Source organism: Chloroflexota bacterium (assembly GCA_026710945.1).
In the GTDB taxonomy this organism is placed as follows: Bacteria; Chloroflexota; UBA11872; order VXOZ01; family VXOZ01; genus VXOZ01.
On record JAPOQA010000059.1, the window covers coordinates 20,374 to 41,493 of the forward strand.

Consider the following 21,120-nt stretch of genomic DNA (forward strand, 5'->3'; position numbering starts at 1 on the left):
CTGGAGGGTCTAGTAAAGCTTGGTTGCTCCCCAGTTCTAGACGGTTCTCCGGGGCGAGGGTCTTTCATCTTGGCCTCCTTTGAATCGTTGAAAATACTGTGGATTGATCTCTGGATTGAAGTAGTGCTTGCGCTTGATCCAGATGAAACCATCACCCTTTGAAATCAGAGCCACATCAATCGGTCCACCTACGGTTTCATGTTCCTCAGAAACCTTCCTCTTGAGCGACTGCAGACCAACCAATGCTTCAGCAACTGCCGGTAGCTCGCTCTTTGGCATCTCGGCAATTGCTCCCAACACGGGTTCTGCATATTCTTCCCACTCTATGCTATCCAATTCTTTTTGCAGAGCAACCATAGCATTCTCCAGAGCCCGGGAAACGTCTCTTTCGGACTCCTTTAGAGTGTCAGCCAAGATCCTCGAAAGTATGATTTCAAATATATCTAACAGCGTACCCTTGTATGATGGCTCGACCCCGTTCATGAATCCTTGAACAACTTCCTTTTGAGCGTATGGAAGGATGAGTGCCTCAATTCCTCCAATCGCTATGCTCGGTTTCTCGAGACGATAAATGAGTTGTCCTCGAAAGCCTAAGACTTCCAGCGACACAATTGCGGGATATATCTCTTTTTCTCCAAAGCCAGCTACGACAATGCCAGAGCGCGACCACCCTATCCCCTCTTGATCTATCCGAAAAGTGCTAGCTTGAACGTTTATGTACCGAATGAAATCCGATGTATAGTCTTCAATAGTTTCCCTGCCTTCTGTCCCCAAATGGTCTCTATACAACTTGATCACAGTTTCCCAGGGCACTTCTCCAAGACGAGTGTTACCGTTAATCATTATCCCTACTGGAAAATACTGTGAAAGCGCGAAGAGTTTATTGGCTGAGGTAAATATCTTAGTGACGTCTTCATATTCACCATCTACAATCGAGACAGCACTATCAGCGGCTAGAGCAACTGCTTCCTGGTTCATAACTGCAATCTCAGCGGTCACCAAGCTCTCCTTCAGGTGCACTTATCCTGCCAATTCTATTTCCAGTTCCGTCAGCCTTGTCTGGTCAATACTCCTTAATCTAGATTCCATAGTACACATCTCCGAATAACTTTCAAAGCCGCCAAGCATCAACGGACCTGCAGTAAGCTGGCAGCACTATCGCTAGAAAAGATGAAGACTCAGTAGCGCCCTACCCCAACTCGTCTCGGAACCGCTCCAGCGCCGCCAGGATGCCGTGCTCCGTCACATCCGGCGCGATCCAGTGAGCAATGGCTTTGAGGTCGGAATGGGCGTTGCCCATGGCGATGCGCAGGCCGCACTCTTGGAGGAATTCCACGTCGTTGGGCCCATCGCCAATGCCGATGATCTGCGCGGGCCGGATGCCGAGCATGCGCGCGTAACGGTGAACGGCGGTAGCCTTGGTGCCGAGTTTGTGGGTAATGTCCACGCCCCACGTCCTGCCGGATTCATAGGGAAAACGCGTGACGTGCACAGGCCGCTCCGACGGAAAGAGCTCTTCAAAACGCGGCAGGTCCGCCGTGGGCACCGGCAAGACTGTGATGCGCGTGATGCGCCAGTGGTGAATGTCCGCCACGGTCTCAACCACTGTCGTGTCGTCCACGGCGGAGAAGGAATAGGGGCTCCGTGCTACGGCGTCCAGCACGGTGCGCGCATCTTCCGGTTCCAGGTAGACGCAGTCGAGGGTCTCCATGGTGTCGGCGCGGAAGATGCGCGCGCCGCCGTCGGCAACCTGCAGACCCTTGAGATCGAAACGCGCGGCCATGGCGGCAACGTAGTGGAGGTCCCGGCTGGAAATCAGGCCCACATGACACCGCCGCGCCGCGGCGGATATCCCCGCGATCACCGGAGGAGAGGGCAGGACACCGTAGGGCGCGAGTGTGCCGTCGATGTCAGATAGCACGGCAGCATACCGCGGCGTGGATGACATTACTGCCACTTGCAGGGCGGCCTACAGGCCGGCGACCTGGTGTGCCGCCCGCGCCAGGGCGTCAACGAAGCGATCAACCTCAACCTGTCCCATCGGCGTAGAGAGCGCCCCGAGGCCCTCTTTGGAGACGATAACACCGGCGTCCATGAGTCCGCGATGCAGTCCGCGCATACGGGCTTCGGTCTCAGGTCCTTTAGGAATGCTGCGGTAGTTGACGATTGGCTCATCCGTCGGCACGACGATGATGAGCGATCCGGCGCCGCTGACCTGCCCCGGCACGCCTGCATCGGCAAAGACCGCATTGGCGCGGGTGCGCAAGTCATCGCCTAGTTCTTCCAGGCGTGTGTACGCATCCGGCGTGAGTTGGGAGAGAGCGGCATAACCGGCGATCGCGGAGAGCGGGTTGCCGCTGTACGTGCCGCCGGAGGCGAGCACGGGCGGCCCTGCCGTGGGATCCAGCAGCGACATAATCTCGGCGCTGCCGCCCACGGCGCCAATCGGCAGGCCGCCGCCGATGATCTTACCAAAGACCGTGAGATCTGGCTCGCCGCCAAAGCGGGCCGCGCCGCCTGCGTAGCTCACCCGAAAACTGATCACCTCGTCGGAAATGAGCACGATACCGTAGTCCCGCGTGATCTCGCGCAAGAACGTGAGAAAGTCATCCTGCGGCAACGGAAAGCCCGCCCGATTGCAAAGTGGATCATAAAGCAGCGCCGCGATATCGGACCCATGTTGTTCCAGCAGGCGTATCACGGATTCCCTGTCGTTGTAGGGCAGCGTCAGCACGTCGGACTCAACCGAGTCCGCCAGTCCGCCGCTGCTGGCCACGCTGTGGGGGGCGTCCGCGGGTCCCCATGTGTCCGGCTGAGAAGAGTAACTCACCTGTACGTAGTCGTAATAACCGTGGTAGAAGCCCTCGAACTTGGCGATGCGGCTGCGTCCCGTAAACGCCCGTGCCAGTTTGACCGCGAGCATTACGCCTTCAGTGCCGGAATTGGCAAAGCGGATCTTCTCTAAAGAGGGCACCCGTTCCACGAGCAGACGGGCAAGCTCCAGTTCCGGCTCGGACGGTTCGGAATACGCAGAGCCGCGCTGCAGTTGGTGAAAGATTGCCAGGTTTATCACCGGATTGGCGTGGCCGTGAATCAGCGCGGTCATGTTGTTGAGGTAATCAACGCGCTCCACACCCTCCACGTCGGTCAGGTAGCAACCGTTCCCGCTTTGCGCATAGATGGGATACGGATGATAGTAGTAGTGCAGCCGTGACGTGCCTCCCGGCATATAGCGGGACGACTCCTCAAATAGCTCAGCTGTCGCAGTGGTAGGGGGCGAACCTGCCTCCGGTTCAATCGCAACTCCCCCCTCGCTGTGCCGCTGGCCCATAACCACCTCCTCATGCGTGCAAGTCCTCTTGGCGATAGTATACCCAATGTCGCGCGGTCGCAGCGGAACAGTGCACCAGGCGCGGAGAGCGTCAATGATTGCGTGCGGTCTCGATTCATCCTTCCTATATGCTAGAATTCCCCTACTGAACTCTGCGCTTTGGCTAAGGTTCTAGGGTACGCATGCGCACGCCACACATACCTCGTTACGCGGATACGGTCGTCATCGGCGGCGGCACGGCGGGAGCCGCCGTGGCGGGACTGCTTGCCGAACGCGGCGACCAGTCGGTGCTGCTCTTGGAAGCCGGTCCGGACTACGGTCACCAGAAAGAAGGCCGCTGGCCCAGCGACTTGCTGGACGGTCGCGTGCTTGCCAGCACCCACGATTGGTCCTTCACCAGTGCGGCAACTCACGGCCAGCCAAACCACGAGCTCCAGCGTGCCAAGGTGATCGGGGGCTGTTCAGCCCACAACGGCTGCATCGCCATCTGGGGCAGCCGTGCCGACTATGACGGCTGGGCCGCCGCAGGCAACGACGGTTGGTCGACAGCAGAGGTTATCCCCTATTTCGAGCGAGCGATGGCAAGGTTGAGCGTGCGCGAGTTTGCCCCGGAGGAAGTTACTCCCTTTCACGGCGCGTGCCTCGACGCGATGGTCGGGAGCGGCATCCCCAGAACCGCCAATCTGAATGACTTGGACGAAGACATCGGCGCGGCGATCGCGCCGATCAACATCAGAAACGGCGTCCGCTGGAGCACGGCGCTCGCCTATCTCGATCCGGTGCGGGACCTGGGCAACTTGACCATAGTGGGCGACGCGCTCGTCAAGAAGATTGGAGTTCGCGGTTCGCATGCAGTTTCGGTCGAGGTAGTTCACGCAGGCCAAGAGTCAACGGTCGAGGCCGGACGCATAATCCTGTGTGGGGGTGCCTACGGCTCGCCCGCCGTTCTGCTCCGTTCCGGCATCGGCCCGGGCGATGAGCTGACTGCGTTGGGGGTCCCAGTCCGCTTGGACTTGCCCGGTGTCGGCCGCAACCTGCACGATCACCCGGGCGCAATCATGCTGCACCACGGCACAGATCTCTTCAATTCCCTCTCGACGGACTTTATCGCCGCCGGCAAGACGGTCTTCACGGAACAGAGCCTCGCCAAGGCGCGGAGCAGAAACTGCGGCGAGGCATTCGACCTGCACATTGCGCCCCTGACTCCGCCCTCTCCCGACAAGGACGGACGTTGGGAATGCGCTATGTACACCGCCCACATGGCGCCGCAGTCCCGAGGCCGTCTGACACTCCGCGACCGCAGCCCTGAGAGCAGTCCGGTGATCGATACCGGTTACTTTACGGATCCCGGAGACCGCGATCTTGCGGCACTGCTGGACGGCATCGCGCTGACCCGAGAAATCGCCCGCCAACCATCGTTTGCCGAGTTGATAGGTGAAGAACTGGAAGAAACAGCGAGTATGGTTACCGCTGAGGATGTGCGCCGCAACGGATTGCACTACTACCATCCGGTCGGCACGTGCAAGATGGGCCCGGCTTCAGAACCTGAAGCGGTAGTCGATGCAATGGGCAAAGTCCACGGCATAGAGGGTCTCCACGTCGTCGACGCCTCAATCATGCCTAACGTTCCCCGAGGGAACACCAACTTGCCCACGCTCATGCTCGCGGAGCGGATAATTGCCGGAGTCGACTAGAGTATTACAGCTCGGTGTGTGGCTCTGCCCATACCTGAGGATTGTATTGTTCGTTAGGACTGTTAACCGTTTCCATAGCCACTTCAGCGATTGCTAGGCAATTGCAATTGACGAGCAGTGAACCCCGCTTTAGTTCCGCGCTACTCAGAGTTGTCGAACTGTGGGTTGAAAAAAGGTGTGCATGTACCAAAGGGGGAAGCCAGACATGTTGACATTCAATTCGATCGATGTGGAAACCGCAAACGCTGATCGTGCGAGCATCTGCCAAATCGGAATTGTGCATGTTCAGGGGGGAAGAATGGAAGATCAGTGGGAAACCTTGGTGAACCCAGAAGATTGGTTCGATCCAATGAACATAATGATTCACGGAATTCAAGAGAGTGACGTGAGGCATAGCCCTACGCTTCCCGATGTTCGCGGTGAGTTGCGTGATCGGCTGTGTGGATCTGTCTTGGTAAGTCACACTGCGTTTGATCGGGTCGCATTTGAGCGGGCTATGGTGAAGTATGGCTTGGAGAAGCTTCGAGTCACTTGGCTCGACAGTGCCATGATCGCCCGTCGAGCATGGCCGGAGCGCTATGCGCAAAGAGGTTACGGTCTCAAGAGTATTGCGGAGGATCTCGGAATCTCATTCAGGCATCACGACGCGCTTGAAGACGCCAGGGCAGCCGCTGAGATCGTGCTCCGAGCCTGTCTTAATGCAGATATGGACATTGAGGGGTGGCTGCGCCGGGTTGATCGACCTATCGTTGATTCTAGTGCATACTCCGCCAAACGAGAGGGAAATGTCGACGGGCCACTATTCGGTGAAACTGTCCTTTTTACCGGAGCACTTGGCATTCCGCGACGGAGAGCAGCCGACATAGCTGCAGAAGCCGGGTGCCAAGTGGTCAACGGTGTCAGTACAAAGGTAACGATGCTAGTCGTAGGTATCCAAGACGAGACCAAGCTGAATGGCTACTTGAAGAGCAGCAAACATCGAAAGGTGGAAGAATTGGTCAAGAAAGGTGCGGATATTCAGATTCTTTCGGAAGACGACTTTTCCGTACTTATGGATGTTGACCTATCAAGCTCTCCCTGAGCTTGATCTCGCTTCCATGGCCGACATTGGTGCTCGCGGAGCGGATCGTGGCTGCGCTCGACTAGAGCCGCCTGGGCCGGATTTGGTGCAGCTTGGCAACCCCGACCGTACGCCAGCCAGAACCTACGCACTGAGATTCAACTCAACATCCCAGCCGTATGCCGATCCGTACTCATTGCTTTGGAGCGACCTGTCAATTGGTACAAGCAGAGCAGCATCGTCCGACCGCCATGGCTCTCTAGGCCCTTGTTCGGCCGTTAATATCACCCACCCACACTTCCAGCGATTCGTCCTCTTTCGAACTTAGAATTTTCTTACAAAAACCACTGGCTATTCCCTGAAAGTGGTGTATTGTGAAGTTAGAACCCAGGGGGACACGACGGAGCTTTCGGGCAGCCGAAATATCCTTGAAACGCAGTGAGGATGCCGATGTACGCCTCCCTTCAGACCGCCGATGAAACAACGCTGCCCGGGCCATTGATGGCCGGTCTCGGTGATGTCCGCATTCTGCATCCCCCAGGGACTTTTGCCTTGTCACCGGCTAGCCTGATTTCGGTCCAAGCGATAGTGGGAAACCAGGACCTGCTCAAGGGTATCGGGCTGGACTGGGGCACCGGTTCCGGGTGTCTGGCGATCACCGCAGCCAGAATTGCCGATGTCTTTCACGTGGCCGGGCTGGACATCTCCGAGACGAGCGTGGCAACCGCCTACAAGAACGCCTCGTACAACGCCGTCAGCGACAAGACTTCGTTCTTCGTCGCCAACTCATACTCGCCAGTGGACTGGCGCGTGCGCCGGGCGCTCGATTCCCTGGAGAGGCGCGTCGACTTCGTGCTTGCAAATCCCCCTGCCAGCGAAGATGACGACGGCTTCGGCTTCCGACGTGAAGTGCTCAAGGGAGCACGAAAGTACATGGCAGCGGGCGGCGTAGTCTTACTCGGCGGGTCGTCTCGCTATGGCCAGAGGGCCAAGCGACTATGCGACGAGGTGCCCGAATTCAGCTACGGCGGGGTTATCTCAAGCACCGGCTGGGTCCCGTTTGATCTTGCCCGGCCGGACTACCTGCGGTATCTGAAGCAGTACGCAGCGGAGGAGGAACGCGGCGGTCTGGACTACCGCTTCCAATGCAACCGTGTTCACGCCGGAGAGCCGATCAACGCGCGACGCGCACTCGCGCTCTTCGATGCGACCGGCCTGATGCCGTTCATGGACTGGCAGATGCACCTGTTCAGATACAACCGGAATTAAGTTTGGGTCCGACCGCCACACGGTCCCATCGCCCAGCGGTCATCTTATTTTTGCCCTGAACGCCGCATTGGCTTGGTAGTGCACGCCTCTCTTCGGGGCGAATCGTCAAGAATTCTGGGCTTACCTCTCACATGTGCCCTTCACCGGCGCTCTCTGCCGCGATGGAGTGATGCGTTTGACTACCACGCCTCAGATCTCCATGGGGATGGAAGTCGTGATCAGGCTGTGCCGATCGCCTGAATTGCAGCATCCTGCCGCGGCGGGCGGTGACCTACGACCCGCTTACATCTGAACAGCGTGACCGCTGTCGTGCAAGAGCCTCCGCCGATCAGGTGCTTGACCCCCTCGGTCCCGCCAACCAAAGTCGTTTGACAAGCCGTGGGTCATGGGTTAGATTTGCCTCGACTTTCAGGAGATTGACGGGCCCTCTTGGGAAAGCGTGCCGCAACGCATCTTTTCAGAGGAACCCGGCCAACGAAACACGGGCAAGATGTGCGGCAACCACACTGGCAAAGTACGCGCACTAGCTCAAAGGAGAAAGCTGTGAAGGTAGACCGCGGCCAATTCATGGACCAAGGATATCTGATCTTTCGCAATCTCATTCCGCCGGACAAGCTCGAAACCATGCGCGCGAGCTGCGAAACGATGTTGGAGCGGCAGAAGGCGAATTGGGCGCGGGAGCGCGGGCCGGACGACCCGCCCGGCAGCGAATACGATAAGGCCCGTCAACCCCGCGTCATGATGATGCGCCCGGGTCTCATCGATGCCGAGACCGCCAACGTCGTGGAGGACTTCTGGGTCGCCGACGAGACCTTGGAAGTTACCAGTCAACTCCTTTGCGAACCTGAGCCTTGCATTACCGAAATGATGATGATGTGCAATCCCATCCGCGACTGGCCGGGGGGCACGGGCTGGCACCGGGACATACATCCTGTTGACATGGCTCCGCTGGATGCTCTGACAGCAGACGTTATGGAAAGCGGCCCAAGATATACTCAGTGGAACGTGCCACTCTATGACGATAGCGTGCTGTGGGTGATACCGGGCAGCCATCGACGGCGCAATACCGCACAGGAAAACGCCGAGTTGCTCAAAGACCGCGCCGGGCCCGTCACCGGCGGCATGCCGGTGGAGTTGAACGCCGGCGACGGCGTGGTCTACATCAACTATCTCAACCACACCGGTAGCAACTACACCACCAAGAAACGACGGACGCTCCACGGCGGCCATGCCATCTACGGTACCTACGCGGAACTCGGGTTCTTAGAAAACCTTGCGCCTTGGGCGGCTGAGCGGTTCACATCCTTTGCCGCGCGCGGCGAGCGCATGAAGGACGTCACGGAAGCGGCACTCCGCGCCGTAATCGCCAGGGACGAATCCGGCTACCGTGCGGCCTTGGCAACCCTGCAACCGGGCGCCGGCCCCCACGGCAGAACGACGCTTACGATTTATCTGTCTAAAGTCGCGAAGCAAGTACACATTTTGAAAGACCCCGCGTACGGCCCGCTGGACGATCTCCATCGGTGGGTCGAAGGCGAACACCCCATTACCCTGAATTGGGGGCCCGACTTCGCCGGGAGATTTTCCGCTGAGGAAGCGGCGACTCTGTGGAACCGGTTCGAGGGAATGGACGCCGCGCTTCAAAGCGACGTGGATGTGTTCGAACCGGCCTTTCAGGCGCGGCCCATGCGTTACTACTTCAACGAACTGCCGGCTGGTGTCGACGCTGAGTCGTTCATCGCGGGTTGGTAGGGCCAGGTCGGAACCATATCGACAGTCCGAAAGGGGTGTGAGGGTGCATTGCCGCCAAGGGACACCTCGTTTAGGCTGCGGCGGCATCTGACGGCTGGTTTGAGAAATCGTCGCGCGCGGCCGCACGTGCAGGACAACCTCCCTTAAGGAGACCCTAGCGTACTAGACTCCGAGGTAAAGGCGTTATTCCCTCTCCTTGGGAGAACTTTGCATAACCCCACTTTCAAGCAGGGGCACTCCTCCTGTGGAGACCTTTGCATAAACCCTCGCCACAGCGCAGATGTCCCCTCTCCCTCGACGAGAGAGGGAATTCTCTCGCCTCCGCTAGGCTTATGCCATGGTCTCTGTCCGGGGAGTGGGAACTTCCTCACAGCGGCGAGACTTGTGCGATGGTTTCCTTTAGGAAACGGCAATGCTCCAATTGCGTTTGCCAGGCGGCACCATGCACTCTGTTTACGAGCGGGCGTATTGGGAAGTCCTTCTCCTGCGTGCCTCACCTATGTGCCGCTCTTGTGGCATTCTGGGAGAATCCCGTGGCAACAGTCAGCCTACAAACAAAATTGCGTGGTGGCTCGGTATAATTGAGGTAGATGGTTTCACAAAGAAGCAATCACCAATGAATGTCGGCATCTCAAAGAGGAGGCCTCTAGTGATTAGCCGGATACATCGTAGTATTACGGTTCTCTTAGCGACAGCGGCGCTCATGGTCGCGGTCTCGTGCAGTGTGCAAGTTGTTCAACCCCCACCCGATCCTGCAGAAGATCCTGCTGCATACACGCAGTACTTTGTGGAACAGGCGATTGCCCACTACGAGGCACACGGACTTGAGGCGACCGTTGCCCACTACAATACGCCCGAAAGCATTGACGGGGACTGGTACGTCTTCATTTTCGATGAGAGTGATGTCATGCTCGCCCATGCTGCCGTGCCAGCAAACGTGGGACTGCACGCCGACCAGATTTTGGGGCTGGGCGGCTATCCGGCGGGAGCGCAGGTAGCGGCAGCGGCCACTGAGGAAGGCGCGTGGACAGACTACACGTACATTAACCCCAATGCGAACGCGTTCCAGTCGAAGCATTCCTGGGTGGTACGGCACGACGGTCTGATCTTTGGTTCCGGTTGGTACGAAGACGGCGCGTCAAAGTCGAATCCGGCCGAGTACACGCAGGCTTTCGTAGAGCAGGCAGTCAGGCTATATGACGCGATTGGACTTGAAGACACAGTGGCGTACTACAACACACCCGAGAGCATCGATGGAGCGTGGTACGTCTTCATCGCCGACGAGAATGACATCATGATTGCGCATGCCGCCGTGCCGGCGAACGTTGGGCTACCCCCCGAGCAAATCCTAGGACCTGGCGGCTATCCGGCAGGAGCGCAGGTAGCAGCGGCAGCCACAATAGAGGGCGCGTGGACGGATTATACATACATCAATCCCTCTACCGGGGCATTCCAGTCGAAACATACGTGGGTGGTGCGGTACGACGGATTGGTCTTTGGCTCCGGTTGGTACGAAGACGGCGCTTCCAAGTCTGATCCCGCGGCGTTCACACAGGCGTTTGTAGCGCAGTCGATTCGGCTCTATGACGCCATTGGACGCGAGGCCACATTCGCTTACTACAACACCCTGGAGAGCGTCGACGACGATTGGTACGTCTTCATCATCGATGAGAATGAGAACACGGTTGTCCAGCCCACGCGTCCTGAAATCCGCGGCACTTCGCCCACGACCCGGGTTGACGTCCGTGGCAAAGCCTACGGCGCGGAGCTCATAGCCGCCACAGAGGACGGCGTCTGGGTGGACTACTATTTCCTGAACCCCTCTACCGGCTATGAGGAACAGAAGCATGCCTGGGTGGTGAAGCACGACGGCTTGATCTTCGGTTCCGGCTGGTACGAACGCGCCGAAGCGGAAGACGATGCGACGTATACGCAGTCCTTCGTGCACCGCGCAATCCAGCGCTACGATGCTCAGGGTCGTGAAGCCGCCCTTGAGTTCTTCAGTTCAGAGCAAAGCGTGCAGGGCCAGTGGTACGTCTTCGTCCTCGATGAGAACCAGGTGACCATTGCCCACCCCAATCCGGAACACATCGGCCGCACGCGGGAGCAGCGCATCGATAGGCGGGACTACGACTACGGTGCAGAGTTCTTGACGGCCACCGAGGAAGGCAAGTGGGTTGATTACGTATTTCTCGACTTGGAAACCAACCAGGAGAGGCTGAAGCATACTTGGTTGATCAAGCACGATGGGCTGTTCTTTGGTTCCGGCTGGTATGAGGATTTTGAGGAATAGCGCCAAAGTTGGTTTGGTGCTTCCGCCGGCAAGAACCTAAGGGCCTGTTTACGTTCGCCAATTCAATTCAGTCCCATTCATCCTTCGACAAGCCCGTACTGAGCCTGTCGAAGTGCTCAGAGCCTGCCCCGTACTCGATACAGCGTATCGCACGATACAGCGTATCGCACGATACGGGGGCGAACGTTGCGCGACCAGACAAGAAGCTTGTAAACAGGCTCTAAGGATATGCACAAAGCACGCGGCAGGCGTTTGCAGCGCCTGCCGCGTGTTGCTTTATCGTGCTTGCCGCGGCGAGTCGGCGGATTGACACTAATCCTTGCCACACTCCCGGAAACGAGCGGGTAAGCGGGACGGGAGGCTCCGGCTTGGAGCGCGCCTGCCGGTACTCCCTTTACCCAAAATTCACGCGCCTGCGCGCGAAGCGTTCGCTATAATGGGCGGTAACTCGCATGCGGACACGCGTCGTGTGGGCCAGCGGAGGTGATGAATCTAACCCGCTGCACACAGTAGTCACTGGATGGGCCGACATTGTAGAGAAAGGGGTGCGCTGATGGCCAATGGACTACAAGCCGGAGTCGGGCGCGCGACGATTACGCCACCGCTAGGTACGTGGCTGTGTGGGTTCGGCAACCGCGAACACGGGTGCGATGCCATTCTCGACGATCTCTACGCTACGACGCTCGTGCTCGCGAATGACGAAATTACCATCGCTATTGTAAGCTGTGACGTCTGCGGGATACCGTCACAGCAAGTTGCCGCACTGCGCGCTTTGATTGCGGAGCGCACCGACATCCCCGCTGCCCATGTGTTGGTCAACACCTCACATACGCACTCCGGCCCGTTCACGAGCATTCATGACGACATGTCGGACCACGAACGGGCGTATTCCACGAATCTGGTCCACGCCATTGCCGGTTCGGTCGAAATGGCGCAAAGCAGTCTTGAGGCGTGCCGGATAACCCACAGCGCCGGCAGCGTGGCCGTGAACGTCAATCGCCGCCAAACGCACACTGGCGGTAGCATGGTACTCGGCGAAAACGCGCGCGGCGCGCTGGATACCACCGTGCAACTCTTGCGCATTGACACGGATGACGGCGAGCCGCTGGCCGCGATGGTGCACTATGCGTGTCATCCCGTGGTGCTCTTTCCGCCCAGCCATGCCGTCTCCGCCGATTTCGTGGGCGTCGCCCGCGGCCTCTTCGAAGCGGCGAGTGGGGCGACCATGCTCTTCCTCCAGGGAGCGTGCGGTAACATCAACCCAATCGGCCAACGCAGTGAGATGGACATGCAAGAACGCCTCTGGGGCGTGGGCAGCGCTCTGGGCGCGGAAGCCCTGAAGGTCTATTCGCTCAGTGGCCTGCGCTCAGCCTTTGGGGAAGCCACGCCGCTTGAACCCGAGCTTGGGGCCGCGCACGAAACGCTAGCGCTCGAATTGCTGCCGCCGGGTGAACCACCACCCACGTTTCGGACGCGCACACCCGCGCTCCGCTACTGGACGCCGCCGCTGGTTGGCGAGAACCAGGTGGCGTTTGAAGTGCAGGCGCTCCGCATCGGCGACGTGGCCTTGGTTGGCGGCGCCGGTGAGGTCTTCATCGAGCTTGCGCACGCCGTGCAGGAACGCTCTCCCTTTGCGCATACCATGTACCTTGGCTATGCCAACGGCGATATCGGCTATATTCCCACTGCCACCGCCTACGCCGAGGGCGGCTACGAGGTCGATATCGCCCACTTCCACTACAGTCTCCCCGCCGCGGTCGCGCCAAATAGCGCCGGCAGGGTCGTGGACGCCAGTGTGGCACTCTTGGAAACTCTGATGAAGTCCAGATAACGCAAAAAATGCGGTCAAGTCTCAGCCCAAAATCGAAGTGGCAGGACGCTAGCTCAGAAGCAGATTCTGCCATAATTGAGAGACAAGGCTACGCTGCGAGGAGTCCAGACATGTTCACATCGCTTTCCATCCGCAATTTCCGTTGTTTCGATACGCTCTCAATCGACAACTCCCTAGATCGGGTCAATTTGATAGCGGGATTGAATAGCGCCGGCAAGACTGCGCTTCTTGAGGCAATCTACTTGCTAATTGGTATGGGAAATGCCGCATTGATTCAGCGTTTGAGTGTTTTTCGCAATGTAACTGATAGCTTCTCGGGAGGCCCCCAGCAGTTTAGCGAAATCTTTTGGGACCCGCTCTTCTACAATCTCGACTCTTCGAAGGACATCGAAATCAAAGGACTACATTCTGAAGGCCAGCATGTTGTGCGGCTTTCCATTGACCGTTCGCGCACGAAGCAGGTATCAGTTCTCTTAGGGGGAGGGAAGGGAGATAGTGATGGACTGGACCCGGTACCAATAGAGGGCGACGTCCTCAATAGCGATGCTCTCATTTATGAGCACACCAAACCAGATCAATTGACCATAAAGACTCAGTCAATGCTTGCGGAAAGAGACGGTTCGGTGACTAGTATCCATGTTTCACCAACTTCACCGGAACCCATTGGAGGCTCCTTTTACGCTGCGAACCAATCAGGAGGACCGCAAGAAGATGCTGCACGATACACAAGGCTTGAAAGTGGAAGAGAGCCAATTGACTTGCTTGATAGTCTGAGAATAATGGAGCCTCGTCTTGAGCGATTGCGGGTTGGTGTAGTGGCCGGCACGCCGATGCTGCGTGGTGACATAGGCATTGGTCGTATGGCCCCGCTCTCACTTCTCGGTGAAGGTTTGGTTAGGCTTACAGGCATTCTTCTTTCTGTAGCCGACGCACCAGGGGGCGTGGTCTTGATCGATGAGATCGAGAACGGATTCCATCACTCCGTGCTTAGCCGAGTATGGGCGGCGATTGGCGAGGCGGCGCGCCGCTATGATACGCAAGTATTCGCTACGACTCACAGTTTCGAATGTATAGAAGCCGCGCACGAGGCGTTTCGCGAGGACCGGCAGTATGCCTTCCGGCTGCATCGCTTGGAACGCATCGCAGGCGAGTCCCACGTGATTACATACGACCAAGAGACGCTTGCGGCCGCCGTTCGCTCTAACTTGGAGGTACGCTAGTGCCGCCGAGAAGCGGGGTACGAGCGTCAATCCAACTCCTCGTCGAGGGTGCAGACGCGCAATACTTCTTCATGCATTTCCTCAATCACATGGGCTTCAACAACGTAGAGGTGCAAGGAGAAGTGGAGTGGCGCGGTCACTCCAGAGTCTACAAAGATGCGCCTGACTTGATTAAGGGTTTGGGCCTGAGAAGCAAATTCGATGAGGATGATCTCGCAGCCTTTGACCGTATTCGGAACGAAATATTGGAACGGCTTGACCCTAGCGACGCAGAAATTAGCAACTTCGGCGGCGTCACTGAGTTGCACAGCTTTCTTGGGGCCGTTTGGAACTCGCCTCGTGCGCGAACCACAATAGAGGCCATCGGCATCGTCCGTGACGCTGAGTCAAATGCGCGCGGCACTGAATCCGCTGCGGAGGCAGCCTTCAAGAGTGCACACGCTGCTATCAGTGCATCAGGGTTGACTCCTCCTGATCGTCCGCTGCAGGTTATTGGCAAGAAACCCAGGATTGGTGTCCTCATTCTGCCGCCAGGAGAATCTGAAGGCATGCTCGAAGACGTATGTCTTGACGCCGTGCAGGCTGATCCGGCTATGTCATGTGTTGATGAATACATCGAGTGTGTCAAGAGAAGTGTGCGGAACTGGCGGGGCCAAAACCGAAAGAAAGCCAGCGTCCAAGCCTTTCTCGCCTCAAGGCCCGAACCCGGCTTGAAGCTCGGTGAAGGGGCGAAACTTGGCTACTGGAATTGGAGCCACGAGGTGTACAGCCCAATCAAGCAATTCATAGAGAACCTGATCGGCCAATAGCGTAAAGCAATCTTGTTGATTCTCACTGCATCCCCGACTTGGGAGTGTTTCTATGTTCACTCTTGGAGTAATGACCGATGAAGTCTCGCAGGACCTGGCGCATGCCCTCGACGTGATCGAGGAGTTTGGCGTGCGCTCGGTCGAACTGCACAGCATTTGGGACAAGAACATCTGCGATCTGGACAGCCATGAGCTGACGCAAGTGCTGCGCATGGTGCGCCAGCGAGGTTTTGCCGTGTGCGATATCGCCTCGCTCTTCCTGCGGTGTCCCATCGACGACCTGGACGCCTACAACGAGCACATCAAGATACTGGAACGGTCGATTCAGATCGCGCCGCTCTTCGACTGTCAACTCGTGCGCTGCTTCTCGTTCTGGCGTGAAGATGATCTCGATGCGCACTGGGACACAATTCTCGAACGGTTGGAACTGCCGGTGCGCATGGCGGAGACGGCTGGCGTGACGCTGGCGTTCGAGAACGTGCGCTCGTGCAATATCGGCACCGGCGCGGAGACGACGCGCTTGATGGAAGAGATAAACTCGCCGAACCTGCGCGTGATCTGGGACCCGGGCAATGCGTACGTGTCCGGCGAGGCGCGGCCCTACCCCGACGGCTACGAAGCGGTGAAGCCCTGGATCATCCACGTGCACGTGAAGGATGCGGTGCTCAGCCCCGCGGGCGAATCGGTGTGGAAGCCCATTGGTGCGGGCAAGGTAGACTACGCCGGTCAAATGAAGGCGCTGGCGGACGACGGCTACGAGGGTGTGGTGTCCTTAGAGACCCACTACAAACCGGAAAACGGTACTGCCGAGCAGGGCAGCCGGGAGTCTTTTGCGGGACTGCAGGCAATCTTGGCGGCACAGGGGATCGTTCCTGACTAGAACTCGTGCCCCAACTGCATCTCTTTGGGTGGGACATACCCTTCGGCAAGCTCAGGGCGAGCGGTAACTGCCTGATTAGAGGGTAAGCAGCGAAGCGAGCACGCACGATCACGGCAGAATTTCGTTACGGCAAGAGGATTCCCCTCACCCTAACCCTCTCCCCGAGGAGAGGGGACCGGAAGGGATGTCCTTTCGCGAATTGCGCCCTCGCTTTTTGCCGATAGGTCGTAGCGCGGGGGCTTGTCCCCCGCCTCTTGGCGAGAAGAGAAGTTACCCAGAGAGGCAATTTGCTAAAGCAAGACGTCGCAGACGGTCGCACGATGACCGCACATTTTCGTTACAATAAAGGCGTGTAGCATCTAAATTCCAGGGGAGAGCGCGGCATGAGCACGACAATCGGGACTTCCAAACGTACGCTTGACGAGCTCTTTGTAGAGCAATTCGCCGGTTCAGCCGCGCGCTTCCGAGAAGCAGTAGAGATCTTTCCCAACGGCGCGACCCACGACGGCCGTGCCCAGAAGCCCTTTCCGCTTTACATCGAACGCGCGCAGGGCGCGCACAAGTGGGACGTGGACGGCAACCAGATCATCGACTTTCTGGTCGGCCATGGCGCCTTGCTCTTGGGGCACGGGCATCCCGCTGTTGTCGCGGCCGTAACTGCACAAATGCAGCACAGTACGCACTACGGCGCAGCCCACGAACGTGAGATTGAGTGGGGCCGCTTGGTGCAGCACCTGATCCCTTCCGCCGAGCGCGTGCGCTTTACAGGCTCCGGCACCGAAGCCACCTTGATGTGCCTGCGGTTGGCGCGTGCCTATACCGGCAAGAACAAAGTCATTAAGTTCGAACACCATTTCCACGGTTGGCACGATTATGTCGTCGTGGAAGAACCGCCCGCGCCGCCGCCCGCCGGCGTTCCGGCCGGCACCGCAGATTCGATGCTCGTGCTGCCGGTGCATGATCTCGATCGGCTCGAATCCGTCCTGCGGGACGACCCCGACATTGCCGCCGTCATCATGGAACCCACCGGCGCCGGCTACTCCTCCTATCCGCTTGATCCCGACTTCCTGGCGGCTGTGCGCAAGCTCACGCTCGATCACGGTGTGCTCATGATCATGGACGAAGTCATCACCGGCTTCCGCTGTTCACCGGGCGGCGCGCAGGCCGCTACCGGCGTGATCCCCGACCTGACAAGTTTGGCAAAAATCCTCGCCGGCGGCCTGCCGGGAGGCGCGGTGGCGGGGCGTGCCGACATCCTCGCCCACCTGGAATACCGTGATGAACCGGAGTGGAACTCGCGTAAGAAGGTCCGCCACCAGGGGACGTTTAACGCTAACCCACTCTCGGCGTCGGCCGGCGCCACCGCGTTGGCGATCGTAGCCGAAGGTTGGCCTGCGCGCCACGTGAACGATCTGGCGGCGCTGCTGCGGGATGAATTCAACCAGGTCATGGACGCCCACGGGCTCTCCGGTTGCGTCTACGGCACGTACTCCATGTTCCATATCGCGCTTTACAATCCCAGCAATACCCAGGAGAAACTGAATCCGGACGACCGCTCGCAGCCGTTCATTAACATGCGAGACGTCAATCCCGCGCTCTACGGCAAGATGAAGCGCGGCTTGCAGGTGAACGGCGTCGATCTCATGGGCGACGGCGGCATGCTCTCCACTGCCCATACTGAGGATGACGTGCGCGAGGCTGCCGCGGCTTTCGACCGCACGATGGACCTTCTGAAGCAAGAGGGCGCGATCCCCGGCGTACGACAGAGCGAGTAGCTGCGCGGGGACCTGCAACCTGGTTTGGGCTCTGGGAGCAAGGATTATCCCTTCTATGAGGGCAATTGCAGTTTACTTTCTTTCAGGGGATCAATCCCGCAAGTACACACGGGCACAATAGGAAAGGGTAAGAGCGCGCAAAGATGAATGCTGCCAACGGATCGTCCTATGGAGGACCGGAACAAGAAGTATTCAAGCACGCGTTCTCCGATCCGATCATCGAGAACGAAATGCTCTATCCGGCGCTCACGACGCTGGACTGCATCTATGAGGCGAACTCCACGCTGCTCATGCCGGTCGAGCACTTCTTTACGGCGTATGAGAATCTGCAGATCGAAGCGGCGGAGACGTTGACACTCGACGGCGGCGCTACCCACCTCTTACAGGTCACCTATACGCTGGGCGGCGCCACGTATCACGGCCACGCCTATGCGCCCGCCGCGCCTGACACCGGCAAACCCGCCTCGCTCATTATTCCGGGGAGCGGTCTCAACTGCTCCGAGCCGATCTACCGCCAGGACCCGGCCAGCTATCACGACGGCATCCTTCAAGCGCTGGGCGAGGGCATCACGAATTACGTGTTCATCAAGCCCAACGAGGACTGCCTGGCCTTTCACAACGGCCAGGGCAAGGTGGACGTCAACTTCTTCGTGAACTGGCTGCTCAACAATGCCACGTCCTATTCCGCCGCCTACATCGTGAGCGCTATGGCCATCACCAAGTACCTTCAGGGGCGGCATGACAGCGTGGTGGTCGCTGGGCTTTCCCAGGGCGGCGGCGCGGCGCTGCTCACGTCATTGCAGTCGCAACCCACGGCCGCCGTAATCGCCTCCGGCTTTTCGGTCATCATGGAGCGCATTCACTGGTCGGGGCACAACCAAATCATCATCCCCGGCATCGGGCAGGCGTACAGCAACGAAAACGTGCGCGAGAAGATCAAGGCGTCACCCACGCAATTCCTCTTCACGTACGGCAAACAGGAAAGCGTCATCTACCGCCTTGAGGCGGAAGAGCACTATAGCTGCGACTTCCTCGCCGAATGCCCCAACGTGCGCTGCGAATCCCACGATGAGGGCCACATCTTCCACGTCGCGATCACCAGCGATTTCCTCCGCAGCTTCGGCTTGTAATTGGTAGATGCAATCTGGGCGACTTTACCGCCGCAGTCGTGGCGGCAGATTGTGCAGTACTTGTACAGGCCATTCTAAATTGGCGCGACTCATCTGGACTAAACATCTATGGATGCAAGTGAGCACTACACTGATGAGTGGACGCCCCTCAATCCCGTCATCCTGGAAGCCCATTGCCCGCAGTCCGACGCGGTTGTAGCAGCGATTTGCACGCCGCAGCAAGCCATCGTTGGTTCGTGGCAAAGTGTCTCGCTGCAGCTCACACTCGGCGCGGACGGCCTACGTCAAGGCGATGCGATTGTTGTGCAGTCCGCCACGCGAGGCTTGCAATCCTGGCCGGCCCTGCAACACCTCATGCCCGCTGAAGCGGGCTATTCAAGCGCTGCATCGGATTCCGGCAGCCGGGTAACGTGCCTTGTGGTCGGCCCGCATGTGCGCGTGATCGCAGCAGAGCCGCTGCCGGCGGGAGATATCCTCCGTATCTCTTACGGCGATCAGAGCGCCGGGGGTCCGGGCGTACGCATGACCCTAGCGGCGCTACGCCACTGGTTCCGCATTCTCTTAACTCCCCAGGACGGATCAGCCACGCGCGAGGTGGTCGCGGAGCCGCCCTACCTCGATCTGCTGCCAGACGCACCGGAGAGTCTGGACGTTCTGGCGCCGAGCCACATGCGCCGCGGGGAGAAGTCCACATTTGTCATCAAGGCAGTAGACGCCCACGGCAACACCGCAAGACCGCCTGCCGAACCCTCGATTGTTTCGCCAATAATCGGGGTGGAGTGTCCCGGAGACGTCCAACTAAACGAGCGGGATCGGGCAGCACGTCATATAGACCTAGTTCTCACGGAGGAGATGCCGCCCGCGGCGCGGCTGCGCCTTCGCGTGCGCCATTCGGCGACCAAAGGCATAGGTATCAGCAACGCGGTGGAAGTCCTGCCTTCAGGTGATGATAGCGATCGTGTCTATTGGGGCGACCTGCACGCGCACACGTCCCACGGCCACGCGTACGGGGAAATCGAAGACCTCTACCACTACGCCCGCGACGAAGCGCGGCTCGACTTTGTGGCGCACGTGGAGCACTACACCCGTGCCGGTGAGTGGCTGCACCCGTGGTGGCGGCGGCGCTATCCGGATTGTCACACCGTCGCGGAATTCGTCGAGCGTTCGTGGCAAGAACGGCTAGAGCAGGCGCGGCGGTTTGACGACCCGGGCAAGTTCGTGCCGCTGCTGGGACTCGAATGGGCGCACACAACAGGACACCTCAACGGCTTCTTCCCCAGCTTGGAGGCGCCGCTGGTCTATCCCACGAGCTTTCGCGACCCGGCCATGACGCCTGCCCACCTCAAGGGGTTGCTCAAAGACCAAAACTGGTTCGGCGTGCCCCACCACACCGCGTTCCCGCTGGGACGCGGCACCCTGGGCGGCTTCCGCTGGGAGCACTTCGATCCGGAAACCATGCCATGCGTGGAGATCGCGTCCAAACAGGGAAACGGAGAATACTTCGGCGCGCCGCACGCCGCATTGCCTATGGGAGTGGGCGGCACGGTGCGCGAAGGACTCGCCCGCGGTCTGCGCTTTGGTTTCGTGGGCGCGACCGATACGAACATCGCGCGTCCGGGCTCTTTCACGGCCCAGGAGAAGCGCCAGCGCCTGCCGGGTCTGACGGCGGTGTTTGCGCCCGCCTTGGAGCGTGAGGCGATCTACAACGCCATCCGCAAGCGGCGCTGTTACGCGACGTTTGGTGGCAGACCCATACTGCGCTTCACAATCAACGGCGCGTTCATGGGCGAGTCGTTGCACCTACCCCGCGCCGACGCTGTGAAGCATATCGTATGCGATGTTGCCGGTTCGGCGGAACTCGCCCGGGTGGAGGTCATTAAGAACGGCGAGACGTTCTTCCAATTCGTCACGACTGACATGGGGAGCCATAACCGCACCTACGACTTCCGCGAGGAGTTTCCCGACACCGCCCCCAGCCAAGCGGGCGACTATTACTACCTGCGCATCCAGCAATGCGACGGCGCGCTTGCCTGGTCCAGCCCAATCTGGATCGACCTATAGGGCTGAGGCGACCAC

General features: G+C 58.9%; 15 protein-coding genes. 12 read left to right on the plus strand and 3 right to left on the minus strand.

The features are described from left to right. Positions 1-36: 36 nt before the first annotated feature. From OXE05_11935 to OXE05_11945, 3 genes are all read right to left on the minus strand, one after another. On the minus strand, positions 37-999 hold the full coding sequence (locus tag OXE05_11935) for a hypothetical protein (protein ID MCY4438027.1): 963 nt from the start codon (positions 997-999) through the stop codon (positions 37-39). A 190-nt stretch (positions 1,000-1,189) separates the two neighbouring features. Continuing rightward, positions 1,190-1,948, minus strand: a complete 759-nt coding sequence (locus OXE05_11940) for an HAD family hydrolase (protein ID MCY4438028.1) — start codon at positions 1,946-1,948, stop codon at positions 1,190-1,192. Between the two features lie 21 nt (positions 1,949-1,969). Further along, positions 1,970-3,331, minus strand: coding sequence for an aspartate aminotransferase family protein (locus OXE05_11945; GenBank protein ID MCY4438029.1), 1,362 nt, complete (start codon positions 3,329-3,331; stop codon positions 1,970-1,972). A gap of 182 nt (positions 3,332-3,513) precedes the next feature. On the opposite strand from OXE05_11945, the gene OXE05_11950 reads away from it, so the two are divergent. The 12 genes from OXE05_11950 (at position 3,514) to OXE05_12005 (ending at position 21,105) form a co-directional block, all read left to right on the plus strand. Next, positions 3,514-5,025, plus strand: coding sequence for a GMC family oxidoreductase N-terminal domain-containing protein (locus tag OXE05_11950; protein ID MCY4438030.1), 1,512 nt, complete (start codon positions 3,514-3,516; stop codon positions 5,023-5,025). 205 nt (positions 5,026-5,230) lie between these two features. After that, on the plus strand, positions 5,231-6,106 hold the full coding sequence (locus OXE05_11955; protein ID MCY4438031.1) for an exonuclease domain-containing protein: 876 nt from the start codon (positions 5,231-5,233) through the stop codon (positions 6,104-6,106). Between the two features lie 429 nt (positions 6,107-6,535). After that, on the plus strand, positions 6,536-7,354 hold the full coding sequence (locus tag OXE05_11960; GenBank protein MCY4438032.1) for a methyltransferase: 819 nt from the start codon (positions 6,536-6,538) through the stop codon (positions 7,352-7,354). Positions 7,355-7,897: 543 nt separating this feature from the next. After that, positions 7,898-9,106 carry a phytanoyl-CoA dioxygenase family protein gene (locus OXE05_11965; GenBank protein ID MCY4438033.1) on the plus strand — a complete coding sequence of 403 codons (1,209 nt, stop codon included), beginning with the start codon at positions 7,898-7,900 and terminating at the stop codon, positions 9,104-9,106. Positions 9,107-9,755: 649 nt separating this feature from the next. Further along, on the plus strand, positions 9,756-11,399 hold the full coding sequence (locus OXE05_11970; GenBank protein ID MCY4438034.1) for a cache domain-containing protein: 1,644 nt from the start codon (positions 9,756-9,758) through the stop codon (positions 11,397-11,399). A gap of 553 nt (positions 11,400-11,952) precedes the next feature. Further along, on the plus strand, positions 11,953-13,230 hold the full coding sequence (locus OXE05_11975; GenBank protein ID MCY4438035.1) for a neutral/alkaline non-lysosomal ceramidase N-terminal domain-containing protein: 1,278 nt from the start codon (positions 11,953-11,955) through the stop codon (positions 13,228-13,230). Positions 13,231-14,009: 779 nt separating this feature from the next. Continuing rightward, a complete protein-coding gene (locus tag OXE05_11980; GenBank protein ID MCY4438036.1) occupies positions 14,010-14,450 on the plus strand; it encodes an AAA family ATPase in 441 nt (146 codons plus the stop codon). Then, positions 14,450-15,259 (plus strand): hypothetical protein, encoded by an 810-nt coding sequence (locus OXE05_11985; protein MCY4438037.1) that lies wholly within the window; start codon positions 14,450-14,452, stop codon positions 15,257-15,259. Before OXE05_11980 ends, OXE05_11985 begins: the two co-directional genes overlap by 1 nt. Before the next feature lie 52 nt (positions 15,260-15,311). After that, on the plus strand, positions 15,312-16,139 hold the full coding sequence (locus OXE05_11990) for a sugar phosphate isomerase/epimerase (protein MCY4438038.1): 828 nt from the start codon (positions 15,312-15,314) through the stop codon (positions 16,137-16,139). Between the two features lie 383 nt (positions 16,140-16,522). Beyond that, a complete protein-coding gene (locus OXE05_11995; protein MCY4438039.1) occupies positions 16,523-17,914 on the plus strand; it encodes an aminotransferase class III-fold pyridoxal phosphate-dependent enzyme in 1,392 nt (463 codons plus the stop codon). A gap of 143 nt (positions 17,915-18,057) precedes the next feature. Further along, entirely contained in the window at positions 18,058-19,044 is a 987-nt protein-coding gene (locus tag OXE05_12000; GenBank protein MCY4438040.1) for a hypothetical protein, read from the plus strand. Positions 19,045-19,152: 108 nt separating this feature from the next. Then, the gene (locus tag OXE05_12005; GenBank protein MCY4438041.1) at positions 19,153-21,105 is read left to right on the plus strand and encodes a DUF3604 domain-containing protein; all 1,953 of its coding nucleotides are present in this window, start codon (positions 19,153-19,155) and stop codon (positions 21,103-21,105) included. Positions 21,106-21,120: the final 15 nt, after the last annotated feature.

What these genes read in the sequence shown, in the direction of transcription:
- OXE05_11940 (MCY4438028.1), bottom strand. Translation starts at nt 1,948, where the DNA reads ATGTCATCCACGCCGCGGTATGCTGCCGTGCTATCTGACATCGACGGC.
- OXE05_11945 (MCY4438029.1), bottom strand. Translation starts at nt 3,331, where the DNA reads ATGGGCCAGCGGCACAGCGAGGGGGGAGTTGCGATTGAACCGGAGGCA.
- OXE05_11950 (MCY4438030.1), top strand. Translation starts at nt 3,514, where the DNA reads ATGCGCACGCCACACATACCTCGTTACGCGGATACGGTCGTCATCGGC.
- OXE05_11955 (MCY4438031.1), top strand. Translation starts at nt 5,231, where the DNA reads ATGTTGACATTCAATTCGATCGATGTGGAAACCGCAAACGCTGATCGT.
- OXE05_11960 (MCY4438032.1), top strand. Translation starts at nt 6,536, where the DNA reads ATGTACGCCTCCCTTCAGACCGCCGATGAAACAACGCTGCCCGGGCCA.
- OXE05_11975 (MCY4438035.1), top strand. Translation starts at nt 11,953, where the DNA reads ATGGCCAATGGACTACAAGCCGGAGTCGGGCGCGCGACGATTACGCCA.
- OXE05_11980 (MCY4438036.1), top strand. Translation starts at nt 14,010, where the DNA reads ATGGAGCCTCGTCTTGAGCGATTGCGGGTTGGTGTAGTGGCCGGCACG.
- OXE05_11990 (MCY4438038.1), top strand. Translation starts at nt 15,312, where the DNA reads ATGTTCACTCTTGGAGTAATGACCGATGAAGTCTCGCAGGACCTGGCG.
- OXE05_11995 (MCY4438039.1), top strand. Translation starts at nt 16,523, where the DNA reads ATGAGCACGACAATCGGGACTTCCAAACGTACGCTTGACGAGCTCTTT.
- OXE05_12000 (MCY4438040.1), top strand. Translation starts at nt 18,058, where the DNA reads ATGAATGCTGCCAACGGATCGTCCTATGGAGGACCGGAACAAGAAGTA.
- OXE05_12005 (MCY4438041.1), top strand. Translation starts at nt 19,153, where the DNA reads ATGGATGCAAGTGAGCACTACACTGATGAGTGGACGCCCCTCAATCCC.